Annotated in this window: 13 protein-coding genes; 10 read left to right on the top strand and 3 right to left on the bottom strand. The window is 70.9% G+C overall.

Annotation, left to right across the window (positions count from 1 at the left end; translation table 11 throughout):
* Positions 1-242: 242 nt before the first annotated feature.
* The gene (locus ACIRQY_RS00650) at positions 243-641 is read left to right on the top strand and encodes a RidA family protein (protein WP_403921155.1); all 399 of its coding nucleotides are present in this window, start codon (positions 243-245) and stop codon (positions 639-641) included.
* A 92-nt stretch (positions 642-733) separates the two neighbouring features.
* On the opposite strand, the gene ACIRQY_RS00645 is transcribed toward ACIRQY_RS00650, so the two are convergent.
* A complete protein-coding gene (locus ACIRQY_RS00645) occupies positions 734-1,336 on the bottom strand; it encodes a HEAT repeat domain-containing protein (RefSeq protein ID WP_403921152.1) in 603 nt (200 codons plus the stop codon).
* A 371-nt stretch (positions 1,337-1,707) separates the two neighbouring features.
* Here ACIRQY_RS00645 and ACIRQY_RS00640 point away from each other — a divergent pair, with 371 nt between their 5' ends.
* The 9 genes from ACIRQY_RS00640 to pssA all read left to right on the top strand — a co-directional run bounded on the left by ACIRQY_RS00640 (position 1,708) and on the right by pssA (position 12,689).
* On the top strand, positions 1,708-3,489 hold the full coding sequence (locus ACIRQY_RS00640) for a 3-hydroxyacyl-CoA dehydrogenase family protein (RefSeq protein WP_403921149.1): 1,782 nt from the start codon (positions 1,708-1,710) through the stop codon (positions 3,487-3,489).
* Between the two features lie 115 nt (positions 3,490-3,604).
* Entirely contained in the window at positions 3,605-4,465 is an 861-nt protein-coding gene (locus ACIRQY_RS00635) for a TetR family transcriptional regulator (protein WP_403921146.1), read from the top strand.
* 409 nt (positions 4,466-4,874) lie between these two features.
* Positions 4,875-6,212 (top strand): crotonyl-CoA carboxylase/reductase, encoded by a 1,338-nt coding sequence (ccrA, locus tag ACIRQY_RS00630; protein ID WP_351780244.1) that lies wholly within the window; start codon positions 4,875-4,877, stop codon positions 6,210-6,212.
* Between the two features lie 14 nt (positions 6,213-6,226).
* Positions 6,227-8,287: a protein meaA gene (locus ACIRQY_RS00625; RefSeq protein WP_351780246.1), complete on the top strand. Its 2,061-nt coding sequence runs from the start codon at positions 6,227-6,229 to the stop codon at positions 8,285-8,287.
* Complete coding sequence (locus tag ACIRQY_RS00620) at positions 8,284-9,258, top strand: CoA ester lyase (protein ID WP_351780249.1); 975 nt, start codon at positions 8,284-8,286, stop codon at positions 9,256-9,258. The genes ACIRQY_RS00625 and ACIRQY_RS00620 overlap by 4 nt, the downstream gene beginning before the upstream one ends.
* Positions 9,259-9,262: 4 nt before the next feature.
* Positions 9,263-9,796 (top strand): MaoC family dehydratase, encoded by a 534-nt coding sequence (locus tag ACIRQY_RS00615; RefSeq protein ID WP_351780251.1) that lies wholly within the window; start codon positions 9,263-9,265, stop codon positions 9,794-9,796.
* 2 nt (positions 9,797-9,798) lie between these two features.
* Positions 9,799-11,004, top strand: coding sequence for an acyl-CoA dehydrogenase family protein (locus tag ACIRQY_RS00610; RefSeq protein ID WP_403921141.1), 1,206 nt, complete (start codon positions 9,799-9,801; stop codon positions 11,002-11,004).
* Between the two features lie 169 nt (positions 11,005-11,173).
* Positions 11,174-11,830: a phosphatidylserine decarboxylase gene (locus ACIRQY_RS00605; protein ID WP_351780256.1), complete on the top strand. Its 657-nt coding sequence runs from the start codon at positions 11,174-11,176 to the stop codon at positions 11,828-11,830.
* Positions 11,823-12,689 (top strand): CDP-diacylglycerol--serine O-phosphatidyltransferase, encoded by an 867-nt coding sequence (gene pssA / locus ACIRQY_RS00600; RefSeq protein WP_351780619.1) that lies wholly within the window; start codon positions 11,823-11,825, stop codon positions 12,687-12,689. Before ACIRQY_RS00605 ends, pssA begins: the two co-directional genes overlap by 8 nt.
* 88 nt (positions 12,690-12,777) lie before the next feature.
* Here pssA and ACIRQY_RS00595 read toward each other — a convergent pair whose 3' ends face one another.
* Positions 12,778-13,536: a GNAT family N-acetyltransferase gene (locus tag ACIRQY_RS00595; RefSeq protein WP_403921138.1), complete on the bottom strand. Its 759-nt coding sequence runs from the start codon at positions 13,534-13,536 to the stop codon at positions 12,778-12,780.
* A 74-nt stretch (positions 13,537-13,610) separates the two neighbouring features.
* Positions 13,611-14,762 carry a glycerate kinase gene (locus tag ACIRQY_RS00590; protein WP_403921135.1) on the bottom strand — a complete coding sequence of 384 codons (1,152 nt, stop codon included), beginning with the start codon at positions 14,760-14,762 and terminating at the stop codon, positions 13,611-13,613.
* Positions 14,763-14,802: the final 40 nt, after the last annotated feature.

Here is a 14,802-nt window from a genome sequence, read left to right as displayed (position 1 = left end):
ACCACATTCCTGAACGCATTCAAATCCCCTCCGCGGCACATCATGCACCACCCCCCCCCCCCCCCCCCCCCCCCCCCCCCCCCCCCCCCCCCGGGGGCCCGGGGGGCCCCCCCCCCCCCGCTCCGCGCCCCGGGAGGTCCGTGGGGTGTAGGGCGGCCCGAGCCAGAGGAAGTCCGTGCCTGTCGGCGGCCCGTGGCGCCGGAGGTGCGGGCGTTGTCAGTGGCGTGCGCGAGGATGGGCGCATGACGAGCCACCTCACCCATGTGCCCGCTCCCGACGGCATCGCCGCCAGCCCGCAGTACAGCCATGTCGTCTGGGGGACCGGGCGTTTCGTCGCGATATCCGGCCAGTGCGCGTTCGACGCGTCGGGCGCGGTGGTCGGGGAGGGTGACGCGGTGGCGCAGGCGCGCCAGGTCTTCGCGAACCTGGAGCGGTGTCTGGCGGCGGCGGGCGCCGGTTTCGGGGACGTGGTGAAGCTGACCTACTTCGTCACGGACGTGGCCCATCTGCCCGCCGTGCGGGAGGCCAGGGACGCGTACTTCGCCGGGACGCCGCTGCCCGCCAGCTCGGCGGTGCAGGTCGCGGCGCTGGTCCGCCCCGAACTGCTGGTGGAGATCGAGGCGTTCGCGCTGGTGCAGTAGCGCCCCGCCGGACATCTCCGAAGCGGACGGGCGAGCGGGCCCCGGCCTCACGGCCGGTGGCGTCCGACGCGCGCCGCCCGGTGGGCCGGTCCTCAGCCGGTGGTGTCCAGCAGGCCGAGGGACCGTCCGGCGGCAGCGCCCAGCCTCGGGTGCGGCAGGGCCGCTTCCAGGGCGGGGCGGGCCCGGGGGTCGCCGAGGGCGCCGAGACCCTCGACGCAGGCGAGGCCGACCCGCCAGTGCGGGTCCTCCGGGGCGAGGCGCCGCCCGAGGACGGTGACGAGCGCGGGGAGGGACTCGGGGGCGCGGAGTTCCGCGAGCAGCCGGACCGACAGCAGGGCATAGCCGGCGCGGAGTTCATTGGTGGCGAGGGCCGCCGCCGCGCGGGCGGTGCGCGGGTCGCCGAGCCGGGTCAGCGCGTGGGCCGCGGTGACGCAGCGTTCGGGGTCGCGGTGGTTGAGGAGGAGCACGAGCGCCTCGAAGGCGCGGGCGTCGCCGAGGAGTCCGAGTCGGCAGGCGGCGATCTCGCGGGCCCAGAGCGGGCGTCCGGGTGCGGTGAGCGTCCGGTGGAGTTCCTCGGGATCGGTGGTCGCGGCGAGTTCCGTGAATGCGTCGGGAAGTGTTTCTCCGGCATTCTCGATCTCGTCCCGCAATCGATCGATCATCGAGCAGAATTCGGGATCCTCCGCGCTGTTCATGAATCGGAGACTATCCGCGATCCAGATCACATTTTCTCCGACTTCCGGGACTGGCGTGCTCGTTACCCGCCGGTTACTCTCAAGTGAGCGGGGCACCCCCCGCGCTCTTCCCACGATGGCCTGGTGACGCAGCCGTCGTGGCGTTCGTCGGTTCGGCGGTTTCGACGTGACTCCGGGACAGGAGTCCTTCGCTTCTTTCTCCAGGCCCTCCTCCTGTTTCTCCGGGGGGACGTCCTCGTTCCTCTTCGCGCTGTTTCCCCTCTTTCGCGCGCACCGCTCTCGGTGATCTCAGTCGCCGCCCTGGCCACAGCCCGTGTCCCTCCTCGCGCGCACCGCCCTCAGTCGTCACTCTTCCTCCCAGGAGTCCCCTGATGGACATCCCCCTTCCCACCATCGCCGTCGTCGGCCTCGGCACCATGGGCACCGGCATCGCGGACGTCCTCGTCCGGGCCGGCCGCGAGGTCGTCGGCATCGACGTCAGCGACACCGCCGCCGCCCGGGCCGTCGCGGCCCTGGAGAGCTCCACCGCCCGCGCCGTGGCGCGCGGACGGATCACCGAGGAGGAGCGGCGGGACGCGCTCGCCCGGTTCCGTACCTTCTCCGACCTCCGGGCGGCGGCCGACGCGGATCTCGTGATCGAGGTCGTGCCGGAGTCGTACGAGGCGAAGCAGGAGGTCTTCCGGGCCCTGGACGGCATCGTGCGGCCCGACACGGTCCTGGCGACGGGCACCAACGCGCTGTCCGTCACCCGGCTTGCCGCCGACTCGGCGCACCCCGAGCGGGTTCTCGGCCTGCACTTCTTCACCCCGGTCCAGGCGATGAAGCTGGTCGAGGTGGTGTCCTCGGTGCTGACCGACCCGAAGGCCGTGGAGTCCGTCACCCGGCTCGCCCTCGACCTGGGGAAGGAGCCGGTGGCGGTCGGCGACCGGGCCGGTTTCATCGCCGACGGACTGCTCTTCGGCTACCTGAACCAGGCGGCCGCCATGTACGAGGCGAAGTACGCCTCCCGTGAGGACATCGACGCGGCGATGCGGCTGGGCTGCGGTCTGCCGATGGGGCCGCTCGCGCTGCTCGACCTGATCGGCGTGGACACCGCCCGTACGGTCCTGGAAGCCATGTACGCCGACTCGCACGACCGGCTGCACGCCCCCGCCCCGGTCCTCAGGCAGCTCAGCGAGGCGGGGCTGACCGGCCGCAAGTCGGGCCGTGGTTTCTACACGTACGCGGCGCCGGGCTCCGGCGAGGTCGTGCGGGACGCGCTGACCCCGCTCGGCGCGGCCGAGGCGGTCTCCGGACGGACGGTCCGCTCGGTCGGCGTCGCCGGTTCGGGCACGATGGCCTCGGGCATCGCGGAGGTCTTCGCCAAGGCGGGGTACGCGGTCGTGCTGGCCGCGCGTTCCCAGGAGAAGGCGGAAGCGGCCAAGGCACGGATCGCGAAGTCGCTGGCCCGTTCGGTCGACCGGGGCCGGATGACGGGCGAGGCACGGGATACGACGCTCACCCTGATCACCCCGGCGGGGAGCCTGGAGGCCTTCGCCGAGGTGGACCTCGCGGTGGAGGCCGTCGCCGAGGACCTGGCGGTCAAGCAGGAGCTGTTCGGCAGGCTCGACAAGATCTGCAAGCCGGGGGCGGTGCTCGCCACGACGACGTCCTCGCTGCCCGTGGTGGCCTGCGCCCGTGCGACCACCCGTCCGCAGGACGTCGTCGGAATGCACTTCTTCAACCCGGCGCCCGCGATGAAGCTGGTCGAGATCGTCCGTACGGTGCTGACCGGCGACGAGGTGCACGCCACCGTCCGCGCGGTGACGGAGAAGATCCGCAAGCACCCGGTGGACTGCGGCGACCGGGCCGGTTTCATCGTGAACGCGCTGCTCTTCCCGTATCTGAACAACGCGATCAAGATGGTCCAGGACCACTACGCGACGCTGGACGACATCGACGCGGCGATGCGGCTGGGCGGCGGCTACCCGATGGGGCCGTTCGAACTGCTCGACGTGGTCGGCCTCGATGTGTCGCTGGCGATCGAGCAGGTCCTGCACCGCGAGTTCCGCGATCCGGGCCTGGCGCCCGCGCCCCTCCTCGAACACCTGGTGGCCGCGGGCTGCCTGGGCCGCAAGACGGGGCGCGGCTTCCGCGAATATGCCAGGCGCTGAGCCCGGAGACTCCGGCTGGGGCGGTCTGCTGAGCCCTCCGGGCACCCTCGGTGCCCTGGGGGTGCGGCCGCCCCCACCTGGGCACACTCCCCCTCCGATGCAGTACGTTCGGACCATGCCCAAGGCCGCGAAGACACCCCGTGCCACCTCCTCGTCCGACGCTCCGGAGAGCGCGGCGGGGACCCGCGCCGCCGCGCAGCGGCTCAAGATGCGCCGGGAGCTGGCCACGGCCGCCATGGAGCTCTTCGCGACCAAGGGGTACGAGGCGACGACGGTCGACGAGATCGCGGCCACCGCCGGGGTCGCCCGGCGGACGTTCTTCCGCCACTTCCGCTCCAAGGAAGAGGCGATCTTCCCGGACCACGACGACACGCTGGTGCGGGCGGAGGCGGTCCTCGACGCGGCCCCGCCGCACGAGCACCCGCTGGACACGGTGTGCCGGGGCATCAAGGAAGTCATGAAGATGTACGCGGGGTCCCCCTCGGTCTCGGTGGCGCGCTACCGCCTCACCCGTGAGGTCCCGACGCTACGGGAGCGGGAGATCGCCTCGGTGGCCCGCTACGAGCGCCTGTTCACCCGCTATCTCCTCGCGCACTTCGACGAGCGGGACCATCACGACGGCAACGACGATCCGCTGCTCGCCGAGGTGGCCGCGTCGGCGGTCGTCACGGCCCACAACCATGTGCTACGGCGCTGGCTGCGGGCGGGCGGCGAGGGCGATGTGGAGGCCCAGCTGGACCACGCCTTCGCGATCGTCCGCGACACCTTCGGGACGGGCATGGGCGCGGGCCGTCCGGGCCCCGCCACGTCCCCCGCCGCCGCGTCCGCGACCCCGGCCGGCCTCCCGCCGCGGACCGGGGCCGCCGCGGCGGTCCGGACGTCCGCGGCCGGTGACGTGGTGGTCGCGGTGGCCCGTACGGACGCGCCGCTCGACGAGGTCATGCGGACCATCCAGCAGGCCCTCGGCAGCCCCTGACCCCCTCGCCACACCGTGGGCCGCACCCTGACAGGGGTGCGGCCCGTTTTGCGTTTGTGCAGGTCGGAGCCGGTCGAGGGGTCCATTCGATCGATCATCGCTCATCTGTGAGCAGAAGTTTGCATCTGAGAGAAATCGTTGGCACGCAGTGCCTTGTCAGGTGACACGGCGTGCCATACGTTGATGTTGTCCGGGCGGCCGGAGCACCGAGAAGACCTCGCGCGCCGACTGTCCCCACGAGCGATCACGCCCGTGCGCCCGGACGCCTGCGTCACAGGCAACCCGCGCCCACAGGCGCCGCGCCACCCGCACCACCGAGCCGAACCGACGGCACACCTCCACAGCAGCAGACTCCCCGTCGTACCCCTCAGGCGTCCCCCTCCCGGACGCCCATCGCCGGAGGCAACCCGTGAAGGAAATCCTGGCCGCGATCCAGTCGCAGGACGCCACGTCCGACGACTTCGCGAACATCCCGCTGCCCGATTCGTACCGCGCCGTCACCGTCCACAAGGACGAGACGGAGATGTTCGCCGGGCTCGCCACCCGCGACAAGGACCCGCGCAAGTCGCTCCACCTGGACCAGGTGCCGCTGCCGGAGCTGGGCCCCGGCGAGGCGCTCGTCGCCGTCATGGCCAGCTCGGTCAACTACAACTCGGTGTGGACCTCGATCTTCGAGCCGCTGTCGACCTTCGCCTTCCTGGAGCGGTACGGCAGGCTCTCCGAGCTCACCAGGCGCCACGACCTGCCGTACCACGTCATCGGCTCCGACCTCGCGGGCGTCGTGCTGCGCACCGGCCCCGGCGTCAACGCCTGGCGGCCCGGCGACGAGGTCGTCGCCCACTGCCTCTCGGTCGAGCTGGAGTCCTCCGACGGCCACAACGACACGATGCTCGACCCCGAGCAGCGCATCTGGGGCTTCGAGACCAACTTCGGCGGCCTGGCCGAGATCGCGCTCGTCAAGTCCAACCAGCTGATGCCGAAGCCCGACCACCTGAGCTGGGAGGAGGCGGCGGCCCCCGGCCTCGTCAACTCCACCGCGTACCGCCAGCTGGTCTCCCGCAACGGCGCCGGGATGAAGCAGGGCGACAACGTCCTGATCTGGGGCGCCAGCGGCGGACTCGGCTCGTACGCCACCCAGTTCGCCCTGGCCGGCGGGGCCAACCCGATCTGTGTCGTCTCCTCCCCCGAGAAGGCCGCCATCTGCCGGTCCATGGGCGCCGACGCGGTCATCGACCGCAACGCCGAGGGCTACCGCTTCTGGAAGGACGAGCGGACCCAGGACCCCAGGGAGTGGAAGCGCTTCGGCTCGAAGATCCGCGAGTTCACCGGCGGCGAGGACATCGACATCGTCTTCGAGCACCCGGGCCGCGAGACCTTCGGCGCCTCCGTGTACGTCACCCGCAAGGGCGGCACCATCACCACCTGCGCCTCCACCTCCGGGTACATGCACGAGTACGACAACCGCTACCTGTGGATGTCCCTCAAGCGGATCATCGGCTCGCACTTCGCCAACTACCGCGAGGCGTGGGAGGCCAACCGCCTGATCGCCAAGGGCAAGATCCACCCCACCCTGTCCAAGGTCTACCCGCTGGAGGAGACCGGCCAGGCCGCCCACGACGTGCACCGCAACGCGCACCAGGGCAAGGTCGGCGTCCTCGCCCTCGCCCCCGAGGAGGGCCTCGGCGTCCGCGACACCGAGAAGCGCGCCCAGCACCTCGACGCCATCAACCGATTCCGCAACGTCTGAGCCCGGGACCACAGATGACTGAGCGTCAGAAAGACCGGCCGTGGCTGATGCGGACCTACGCCGGTCACTCGACCGCCGAGGCGTCCAACGAGCTGTACCGGCGCAACCTCGCCAAGGGGCAGACCGGCCTCTCGGTCGCCTTCGACCTGCCCACGCAGACCGGGTACGACCCCGATCACGTCCTCGCCCGGGGCGAGGTCGGCCGGGTCGGCGTCCCCGTCTCGCACCTCGGTGACATGCGACGGCTGTTCCAGGACATCCCGCTGGAACAGATGAACACCTCGATGACCATCAACGCCACGGCGATGTGGCTCCTGGCGCTCTACCAGGTGGTCGCCGAGGAGCAGGGCGCGGACACCGCCCTGCTCCAGGGCACCACCCAGAACGACATCGTGAAGGAGTACCTGTCGCGCGGGACGCACGTCTTCCCGCCCGGCCCCTCCCTCCGCCTCACCACCGACATGATCGCGTACACGGTCGGCCACCTCCCCAAGTGGAACCCGATCAACATCTGCAGCTACCACCTGCAGGAGGCCGGGGCCACCCCGGTCCAGGAGATCTCGTACGCGATGTCCACCGCGATCGCCGTGCTCGACGCGGTCCGCGACTCCGGCCAGGTCCCCGAGGACCGTTTCGGCGAGGTCGTCGCCCGCATCTCCTTCTTCGTGAACGCGGGCGTCCGCTTCATCGAGGAGATGTGCAAGATGCGCGCCTTCGGACGCATCTGGGACAAGATCACCCACGAGCGGTACGGGATCGAGAACGCCAAGCAGCGCCGGTTCCGCTACGGCGTCCAGGTCAACTCGCTCGGCCTGACCGAGGCCCAGCCGGAGAACAACGTCCAGCGGATCGTCCTGGAGATGCTGGCCGTCACCCTCTCCAAGGACGCCCGCGCGCGGGCCGTGCAGCTGCCCGCCTGGAACGAGGCGCTCGGCCTGCCCCGGCCCTGGGACCAGCAGTGGTCCCTGCGCATCCAGCAGGTCCTGGCCCACGAGTCCGACCTGCTGGAGTACGAGGACATCTTCGCCGGTTCCCATGTCGTCGAGGCCAAGGTCGACTCGCTCGTCGGGGAGTGCCTGGCGGAGATCGACCGGATCCAGGAGATGGGCGGCGCCATGGCCGCCGTCGAGTCCGGCTACCTCAAGTCGCGGCTCGTCTCCTCGCACGCCGAGCGGCGCGCCCGCATCGAGGCCGGCGACGAGAAGATCATCGGCGTGAACATCTTCCGGTCGACCGAGGAGAACCCCCTCACCGCCGACCTGGACACCGCCATCATGACGGTCGACCCGGCGGTCGAGGCCCGGGTGGTCGGCGCCGTCGGCCGCTGGCGCGCCGAGCGCCAGGAGTCCACCGACCGGCAGGGCAACGGCGACCCGTTCGTCTTCCCCACCACCCAGCAGGCCCTGGAACTGCTCAAGGAGGCCGCCCGGGGCACGGACAACCTCATGGAGGCCACCCTGGAGTGTGTCCGCGCGGGTGTCACGACCGGCGAGTGGGCCGGGGCCCTGCGCGAGGTGTTCGGCGAGTACCGGGCGCCCACCGGGGTCTCCTCCGCCCCGGTCGCGGTGACGGCGGAGGCGGGCACCCCGATGGCCGAGGTGCGGGAGAAGGTGGCGCGGACCGCCGAGGAGCTCGGCTGCGGGCGGCTGCGGCTGCTCGTCGGCAAGCCCGGTCTCGACGGGCACTCCAACGGCGCCGAGCAGATCGCCGTGCGCGCCCGCGACGCCGGTTTCGAAGTGGTCTACCAGGGCATCCGGCTGACCCCCGAGCAGATCGTGAGCGCGGCCCTCGCCGAGGACGTGCACTGCGTGGGCCTCTCGATCCTCTCCGGCTCGCACACCGAGCTGGTCCCGGACGTCCTCGGCCGGCTCCGCGAGGCGGGCGCGGCCGACGTGCCGGTCATCGTCGGCGGGATCATCCCGAACGCCGACGCCGCCGAACTGAAGCGGGCGGGCGTGGCCGCCGTCTTCACCCCGAAGGACTTCGGCATCACGGAGATCATCGGCCGTATCGTCGACGAGATCCGGAAAGCGCACAAGCTCAGCCCCCTTGAAAGTACGGAGGTCCTCGCATGACCAGCCCCGCTTCCCCCGTGAACCGGCTCCGCCCGCGCCGCTCCTGCCTGGCGGTCCCCGGCTCCAACCCCCGGTTCCTGGAGAAGGCCCAGGGCCTCGCCGCCGACCAGGTCTTCCTGGACCTGGAGGACGCCTGCGCCCCGCTGGCCAAGCCCGAGGCCCGGCACACCATCGTGAAGTTCCTCAACGAGGGCGACTGGACCGGCAAGACCCGGGTGGTCCGGGTGAACGACTGGACGACCCACTGGACGTACCGGGACGTCGTCACGGTCGTCGAGGGCGCCGGCCAGAACCTCGACTGCATCATGCTGCCGAAGGTGCAGGACGCCCAGCAGATCGTGGCGCTCGACCTCCTGCTGACCCAGATCGAGAAGACCATGGGCTTCGAGGTCGGCAAGATCGGCATCGAGGCGCAGATCGAGAACGCCCAGGGCCTCACCAACGTCAACGCGATCGCGCGGGCCTCCCAGCGCGTGGAGACGATCATCTTCGGCCCGGCCGACTTCATGGCCTCCATCAACATGAAGTCGCTGGTCGTCGGCGAGCAGCCGCCCGGCTACCCGGCGGACGCCTACCACCACATCCTGATGAGCATCCTGATGGCCGCCCGCGCCAACAACCTCCAGGCGATCGACGGCCCCTACCTCCAGATCCGCAACCAGGAGGGGTACCGGGCGGTCGCCCGGCGGGCCGCCGCCCTGGGCTTCGACGGCAAGTGGGTGCTCCACCCGGACCAGGTCGCCGCCGCGAACGAGATCTTCTCGCCCTCGCAGGAGGACTACGACCACGCCGAGCTGATCCTCGACGCGTACGACTACCACACCTCCGAGGCGGGCGGCAGGAAGGGCTCCGCGATGCTCGGCGACGAGATGATCGACGAGGCCTCCCGCAAGATGGCCCTGGTCATCGCGGGCAAGGGCCGTGCCGCGGGCATGAAGCGCACCGGCACCTTCGAGATCCCGGAGGCCTGATCCCATGCAGTTCGGCCGTACCTACGAAGAGTTCGAGATCGGTGCCGTCTACAAGCACTGGCCCGGGAAGACGGTCACCGAGTACGACGACCACCTCTTCTGCCTGCTGACGATGAACCACCACCCGCTGCACCTGGACGCGAACTACGCCGGGAACACGACGGACTTCGGAAAGAACGTCGTCGTCGGCAACTACGTCTACTCGCTGCTGCTCGGCATGTCCGTGCCGGACGTCTCCGGCAAGGCCATCGCCAACCTGGAGGTCGAGTCGCTGCGGCACGTGGCCCCGACCTTCCACGGCGACACGATCTACGGCGAGACGACCGTCCTCGGCAAGACCCCGTCGAGGTCGAAGAGCGACCGGGGAGTCGTCCACGTCGAGACCAAGGGCTACAAGCAGGACGGCACCCTCGTGTGCGTCTTCCGCCGCAAGGTGATGGTCCCCACCGAGACGTACGTCCAGGAACGCGGCGGGGAGCAGCCCGGCCGCCCCGAGCTCGTCGAGCCCGCCCGGAAGACAGAGAAGACGGAGAAGTAGCCATGGCCCGACTCGCCCAGACCGCCGGGCTCACGGACGTCCAGCGGGAGATCCTCAGGACCGTCCGGGACTTCGTCGACAAGGAGATCATCCCGGTCGCGACGGAGCTGGAGCACCGCGACGAGTACCCGCAGCAGATCGTCGACGGGCTCAGGGAGCTCGGTCTGTTCGGTCTGATGATCCCCGAGGAGTACGGGGGTCTGGGTGAGTCGCTGCTCACCTACGCGCTGTGCGTGGAGGAGATCGCCCGGGGCTGGATGTCGGTCTCCGGCATCATCAACACGCACTTCATCGTGGCGTACATGCTGAAGCAGCACGGCACGGCGGAGCAGAAGGAGTACTTCCTGCCGAGGATGGCGGCCGGCGAGACGCGCGGCGCGTTCTCGATGTCGGAGCCGGGGCTCGGCTCGGACGTGTCGGCCATCACGTCGAAGGCGGTGCGGGACGGCGAGGAGTACGTCCTGAACGGCCAGAAGATGTGGCTGACGAACGGTGGCACCTCGTCCCTGGTGGCCGTTCTGGTCCGGAGTGACGAAGGACACCCGGAGGGCACCGCCCCCCACAGGTCGATGACGACCTTCCTGGTCGAGAAGGAGCCGGGCTTCGGGGAGGTCCGTCCGGGCCTGACCATCCCCGGCAAGATCGACAAGATGGGCTACAAGGGCGTCGACACGACCGAGCTCATCATGGACGGACTGCGCATTCCGGCCAATCGGGTCCTCGGCGGGGCCACCGGCCGAGGGTTTTACCAAATGATGGACGGCGTGGAGGTGGGTCGCGTCAACGTGGCGGCCCGTGGCTGTGGTGTCGCTCAGCGTGCTTTCGAACTCGGCGTCTCGTATGCCCAGCAACGTCACACTTTCGGCAAGCCGATCGCCCAGCACCAGGCGATTCAGTTCAAGCTCGCCGATATGGCTACCAAGGTCGAGGCCGCCCATGCGATGATGGTAAACGCAGCACGCAAAAAGGACTCCGGGGAACGAAACGACCTCGAAGCGGGGATGGCGAAGTACCTCGCCTCCGAGTACTGCAAGGAGGTCGTCGAGGATGCCTTCCGTATTCACGGTGGCTACGGGTTCTCGAAGGAGTACGAGATCGAGCGTCTCTACCGGGAGGCGCCGATGCTGCTCATCGGTGAAGGTACCGCCGAGATCCAGAAAATGATCATTGGTCGCCGACTCCTCGAGGAGTACCGCTTCCAGGGCTGATTGTCGGTTTTGGGTCGGTTCGGCCGCGAAGAAGATCACACCCTGTGTTCGCCTTCCGGCCGCCGACTCGGTTCCTGGCTTACCCAGTTGCGCCCCGCAACCGATAGCATCGAGGGAAAGCCGCCGTCCCCCGTTGCCAGTGCGGCATCATCCGCTACGAAGGTCATCCATGCCCCACAGCCAAACCTCTGCACACCGCGACAGCCTCAACGGCGTACGCCTCGCGCGCGGAGCATCGCCGTGGCTTCTGCCGACCGTCGCCACCGCGGCGCTCAGCCTCGTGCGCGCCCGCAAGTCGAAGCGCGCCGCGGCCGTCGCCGTGCCGGTCACCGCGCTCGCGGCCGGCATGCTGTGGTTCTTCCGCGACCCCGAGCGCGAGATCGCTCAGGGCCGGGTCATCTCCCCCGCCGACGGCGTGGTGCAGAGCATCATGCCGTGGAAGGACGGGCGCACCCGGGTCGCCATCTTCATGAGCCCGCTGAACGTCCACGTCAACCGCGCGCCGCTGGCCGGCACGGTGACGTCCGTGGAGCACGTTCCCGGCGGTTTCGTCCCGGCGTTCAACAAGGAGAGCGAGAACAACGAGCGCGTCGTCTGGCACTTCGACACCGAACTCGGTGACATCGAGATGGTCCAGATCGCCGGCGCCGTCGCCCGCCGCATCGTGCCGTACATCCCCCAGGGGACGAAGGTCGAGCAGGGTGAGCGCATCGGCCTGATCCGCTTCGGCTCGCGCGTCGACATCTATCTCCCCGAGGGTGTCGAGGTCGCCGTCGAGGTCGGCCAGGCCACCACAGCGGGGGTGACTCGCATTGACCGTGATTGATCCCGACACACGGGCCGCCGACTGGGTCGCCGGGAGCGACGACGAGTCGGCCGAGGACAACGAGGAGATGCCGTTGTCGCTGAGGCTGTCCATAGCGGACGCCCTCACGCTCGGTAACGCCACGTGTGGCTTCATGGCGGTGTACTTCACCACCACCGGCATCCTCATCCCGCACCTGACGGGCAGCGCGGAGACCGGCATGGCGCGCAACAGCGCCGCCACCGCCGTCATCCTGATGCTCGCCGCGGCGATCTTCGACCTCTTCGACGGGATCGTGGCGCGCAAGCTGCGCTCCTCGCCGATGGGCGCCGAGCTCGACAACCTGTCGGACCTGATCAGTTTCGGGCTCGCCCCGGCCTACTTCGTCCTCGTGTACGGAATGGTCGCGGACGACGCCCAGCAGAAGGTCTCGGCGGTGGCCGCGATCGTGGTGCTGCTCGCTGTGGTGCTGCGACTGGCCAGATTCTCCTGCGTGACGATGAAGGACGGCATGTTCCAGGGGATGCCGAGCCCCTTCGGAGCGCTGACGGTCGTCTCGATCGTGCTCCTGGAGCTGCCGTTCATCCCGACGCTGCTCGCGATCATCGGTGTCGCGTGGCTGATGGTGAGCCGGGTCGAGTACCCGAAGCCCCGGGGCGTTCTCGCGGTGGCGATGCTCAGCTGGATCGTCGGGGCCATGGGAATGCTGGCGGCGTGGGCGTTCGACGCCCCCGGCGGCGCGTTCCTGCTCCAGGCGGGCTGCGCGCTCCAGGTCGTGATGGGCGCCGTGATCCCCCTCTTCGCGACCGCCCGGCGGGTGAACACCTTCCGTGGCAACCGGCGTGAGAGCCGGGAGTCGCGGGCGGCCCAGCTGCCGTAGCCGTACGACGTACGGGAAGGGCCCCGGAGGCGATGCCGCCTCCGGGGCCCTTCCCGTGTGCCCGGGGCCGGGAAGCGCCGGCAGGGGGTCAGCCGAGGCGCTTGTAGTAGAGCGTGGTGGCGCGCGGGACGCCCGCCGGGTCGGCGGCGAAGTCCGGGATCGTTCCGGCGGCGGTCCAGCCCGCGCCCCGGTAGAGACGCTCTGCCGGGCTGTCCGTCTGCGTGTCCAGGACGAGCAGCGTGAGCCCGGTCGCGGCGGCGTGCGCCTCGGCTTCGGCGAGCAGGGCGCGGCCGAGCCCCCGGCCGCGCGCCGACCGGTGGACGAGCAGCCGGGAGATCTCGCCGCGGTGCCGTCCGTTGGCCGTACCGGCGCGGACCAGGGTGACGACGCCGGTGAGGCTCCCGTCCGGCCCGTGGGCCGCCCAGACCTCCCGTACGCCCCGCTCCGCCTCTTCGGCGGCCCCTGACCACCAGGAGGTGGCCACGGTGGTCTCCAGGGGTGCCAGGAAACCCACGGAGGCGCCGTCGTCCACAGCGTCCACGAGCAGGGCGGCGAGCCCTTCGGCAGCGTGGGTGCGCACCTCGGCGGCGGTGAGACGGGCGACACGGTCGGCGGGCTGCCGGGACCCGGCGTCCGGGTGCCTCTCCGGACGCTCGTGCGGGGACTCGTGCGGGGGCTGGTCCATGGGCTTCTCCCTGAGCTGGTGCGCGGGCGCCTCCGCGCGCTGATTCGCGGGCGTTCCCTTCCGTTCCTGGTCGACCAGGTGGCAGGCGGTGAGCAGGGTGGGAAGGCCGGGGTGGGAGCGGTTCTCCTCGGTCACCGCGGCCGGTCGGATCGGTGCGTTCATGCGCCGAGCCTCACACCGTGTTGTTTCGCCCGTGTGACGTGCGGAGGGGCGGCCGGGGCGGTCCGCCCGCGCGGTCACCTCAGGAAGTCGCGGGCGATGGCCGCCGCCACGTCCTCCAGGAGCGGGCCCGCGTTCGCCATGGACGTGGCCGGGTCCGGCTCCAGTTCCGCGAGGGGGTAGGCCCGGCGGATGCCCGCCGCGCCCAGCGCCTCCGGTGGGAGGGCCAGGCGTCCGCAGACCGCGACGACCTCCTTGCCCGCCGCGCGGGCCGCGGCGGCCACGCCCGCCGGGGCCTTGCCGTGCAGGGTCTGCTCGTCGAGGGAGCCCTCGCCGGTGATGACCAGGGTGGCGCGCTCCAGGGCGGGGGCGAAGCCGAGGACGTCGAGCATCAGCTCGATGCCGGGGCGGAAGCTCGCGCCGAGGATGAGAGCGCCGTAGCCGATGCCGCCCGCGCCGCCCGCGCCGGGGGCCAGGGCCGCCTCGGCGGCCCTGGGGCCGACGGCCTTCTCCAGGACGGTGGCGAAGTGGGTGAGGGCCGCGTCCAGGGTGCGGACGTCGTCGGGCGTGGCGCCCTTCTGCGGTCCGTAGACCGCGGGGGCGCCCTTGGGGCCGGTCAGCGGGTTGTCGACGTCACTGGCGAGGATCAGATCGACCGTGGCCAGGCGCGGGTCGAGGCCGGAGAGGTCGGCCGAGGCCAGTGCGGCGAGGGCCGCTCCGCCGGGTCCGACGGGCTCGCCGTCCGCGTCGAGGAGCCGGGCGCCGAGCGCGGCGAGCATGCCCGCGCCGCCGTCGGTGGTGGCACTGCCGCCGACTCCGAAGACGAGCGTGGTGGCGCCCGCGTCGAGGGCCGCGCGGAGCAGCTCACCGGAGCCGTAGGTGGTGGCGGTGAGCGGCGCGAAGACCCCGGCCGGGAGGAGCTGGAGGCCGGAGGCCTCGGCCATCTCCACGACGGCGGTGCTGCCGCGCAGCGCGAAGGCGGCGACGACCGGTTCGCCGAGGGGGCCCGTCACCGGGAGTTCCCTGCGCTCGAATCCGGCCGCGACGGCCGCCGCGACGGTTCCGTCGCCGCCGTCGGCCACCGGCAGCGTCTCCACCACCAGCTCCGGGACGACCCTGCGGAGTCCCGCCGTGACCCGCTCCGCGACCTGCACGGCCGTGAGCGAGCCCTTGAACTTGTCGGCCGCCACGAGCACGTGGGCGACCTGAGTTGCTGCGCCGTCCGTCACCTTGCATCCCTTGCTTTCGAACGTGCAGTCGCGCCGTGGC

The sequence above is a fragment of the Streptomyces sp. NPDC101490 genome (genome assembly GCF_044767145.1).
Classification (GTDB): Bacteria; Actinomycetota; Actinomycetes; order Streptomycetales; family Streptomycetaceae; genus Streptomyces.
The sequence above is the reverse complement of the archived record's forward strand: the minus strand, read 5'-3'. Positions and strand labels throughout refer to the sequence as shown.

Coding starts and splice junctions, on each gene's coding strand:
- ACIRQY_RS00650 (WP_403921155.1), top strand. CDS start 243: ATGACGAGCCACCTCACCCATGTGCCCGCTCCCGACGGCATCGCCGCC.
- ACIRQY_RS00645 (WP_403921152.1), bottom strand. CDS start 1,336: ATGAACAGCGCGGAGGATCCCGAATTCTGCTCGATGATCGATCGATTG.
- ACIRQY_RS00640 (WP_403921149.1), top strand. CDS start 1,708: ATGGACATCCCCCTTCCCACCATCGCCGTCGTCGGCCTCGGCACCATG.
- ACIRQY_RS00635 (WP_403921146.1), top strand. CDS start 3,605: ATGCCCAAGGCCGCGAAGACACCCCGTGCCACCTCCTCGTCCGACGCT.
- ACIRQY_RS00625 (WP_351780246.1), top strand. CDS start 6,227: ATGACTGAGCGTCAGAAAGACCGGCCGTGGCTGATGCGGACCTACGCC.
- ACIRQY_RS00620 (WP_351780249.1), top strand. CDS start 8,284: ATGACCAGCCCCGCTTCCCCCGTGAACCGGCTCCGCCCGCGCCGCTCC.
- ACIRQY_RS00615 (WP_351780251.1), top strand. CDS start 9,263: ATGCAGTTCGGCCGTACCTACGAAGAGTTCGAGATCGGTGCCGTCTAC.
- ACIRQY_RS00610 (WP_403921141.1), top strand. CDS start 9,799: ATGGCCCGACTCGCCCAGACCGCCGGGCTCACGGACGTCCAGCGGGAG.
- ACIRQY_RS00605 (WP_351780256.1), top strand. CDS start 11,174: ATGCCCCACAGCCAAACCTCTGCACACCGCGACAGCCTCAACGGCGTA.
- ACIRQY_RS00595 (WP_403921138.1), bottom strand. CDS start 13,536: ATGAACGCACCGATCCGACCGGCCGCGGTGACCGAGGAGAACCGCTCC.